This is a genomic window from Streptomyces sp. NPDC058964 (genome assembly GCF_042741275.1).
Classification (GTDB): Bacteria; Actinomycetota; Actinomycetes; order Streptomycetales; family Streptomycetaceae; genus Streptomyces.
Window position 1 is genome coordinate 687 of record NZ_JBHYKH010000802.1, and the last position, 1,989, is coordinate 2,675.

At 75.5% G+C, this 1,989-nt stretch carries 1 protein-coding gene and 1 pseudogene; both read left to right on the forward strand.

Going from position 1 to position 1,989, the window contains the following annotated elements; genetic code table 11:
* Positions 1-164 precede the first annotated feature (164 nt).
* Positions 165-1,577, forward strand: a complete 1,413-nt coding sequence (locus ACFW2E_RS44945; RefSeq protein WP_384477423.1) for a hypothetical protein — start codon at positions 165-167, stop codon at positions 1,575-1,577.
* A gap of 128 nt (positions 1,578-1,705) precedes the next feature.
* Positions 1,706-1,989, forward strand: a pseudogene (locus tag ACFW2E_RS44950) (zinc metalloprotease HtpX); the annotation flags it as partial.

A 1,989-nucleotide genomic window follows, 5' to 3' on the forward strand; every position in this document is an offset into this window, starting at 1 on the left:
AAGGAGAACCCTCCGGACCCGGCGCCCTTCCGCGGGGACCCGGAGCCGGTGGCGCCCCGCCGCTCGTCGTGGGTGTCGACGGCCATAGTCCTCGGGTGTGTGGCCGCGGTGATAGTCCTGCTGGGGTACGCCCAGATGCGGGCTCCCTACTAGAGGGGACGCCCATGGCAGTGGACGTCCGGGGCGGGGCGGAGGCGGCACGACGGCTCGCGGAGGGCGCGGCCCTGCGGGACGTGGTCGACGCCGGTGATCCGGACGCCTGGCTGGGGCTGGACGAGGGCGCGAGGCGGGACAACTGGTACTCGCCGTACGGCGTCCCGGTCCGGGAGGGCACGGACAGCGAGCGCACGCTCACCGCGGTCCTGCGCACCGGCGAGCGGCTCACCGAGTCCCAGCTCGCCCTCGCCCTGTGCCACCGGGACGGCCGGATCCGGCACCGGGCGCTGGGCCTGGCCGCCGGGCACCGGGAGCTGCTGCCGCTGGTCGTGCTGCGGTGCGCGGACTGGGCGCCGCCGGTGCGGGAGAGGGCACGGAAGCGGCTCGCCGAGGCGCTGGACGCGGAGAACGCCGTCCGGCTCACCCCGCTGATGCTGCGCATCGGCAACCGGAGCAGGGGCGACTTCGCCGTCGCCATGGTGGGCGACCTGTTGTCCCGGACGCCCATGGAGCGTTTCGCGGCCCTGCTCACCGGCCCCGACCGCGCCGTGCGCCGCTTCGCCCACCGCCTCGCCGTGGAGGACGGGCGCCTTTCCCCCGCCGAGCTCGCCCGGGTTGCGGCCCGGGACGACGACGCGGTCGTGCAGAGCCTGTGCGCGGAGGCCGCCCTGGCCGCGGTGGCGGACGGGGGCGCCGGGGAGGACGTGCTCGAACCCCTCCTCGCCGCCCGCAGCCCGCGCACCCGCTCGGCCGGGGTGACCGCGCTGCGGCGGCTGGGTCGCCCCGGGCGGGCGACGGGCTTCCTGGCCGATCCGGCGGGGCTGGTGCGGGCCTGCGCGCGCTATGTCGTACGGCAGCACGGCACCGATCCGCTCCCGTGGTACCGGGACCGGTGTGCCGGCCCGGGCGACCCGGCCCTGCCGCCCGGCGCGGTCATCGGGCTCGCGGAGTGCGGGAGTCGCGCCGACGCCGCCCTGCTGTGGCCGCTGCTGGACCACCAGGCGGCGGCGGTGCGGGCGCGGGCGGTGGCCGGGCTGCGCGCACTGGACGTGACGGACGTACCGAGGATGAGGGCGCTGCTCGACGATCCCGCGCCCGGGGTGGTGCGCGAGGCGACCGTCGCCCTGCTGCCCTCGGCCGCGCTGCTGCCGGAGGAGTGGCTGGCCGAACGGCTCGGGGTGACACGGCCGCGGTGCGTGCGGGTGTCGGCGTACCGGCTGCTGGACGCGCGGGGCGGGGTGGTCCGCCTGCGCGCCGCCGTGCGGGCACTGGACGACCCGGACGAACGCCTGCGCACACGCGCCGAGCAGACGGTGCGGCGCCGATGGCACCACGCCCCGTACGCCACCGCCGCCGAGGCCGAGGTGACGGCACTGCTCGCCCACGGCCGCGGCCTGCTCAGGAGCAGGACCATCTCGTAGGCCTCGGCGGCATCCCCGCTCCCACCGGGAATCTTTGCCCGTACCAGGGCGGTTCCGGACCGCTTCATGGCAGTCGCCAGGTGCACACTGGACAGCGGGACGAGTGCCTGACTGCGGGGTGATGCAAGATGCAGAGCCGCTTTCGGAGCGACCGGCGGTTGACCGCACGCATGGGGGTCACGCTGTTCCTGCTCGGATTGTTGTACGTGGGGTTCGTCGCCGCGTTGATCGTGCTGCTGAAGTCCTGGGTGCTGGTCGTGGTGGTGGCGGCGGGGATGCTCTTCGCCCAGTACTGGTTCTCCGACCGGGTCGCGCTCTACGCGCTGCACGGCCGGGTCGTCGAACGCGAGGAGTACCCGGAACTGCACGGCGTGATCGACCGGCTGTGCGCCCAGGCGGACATGCCCAAGCC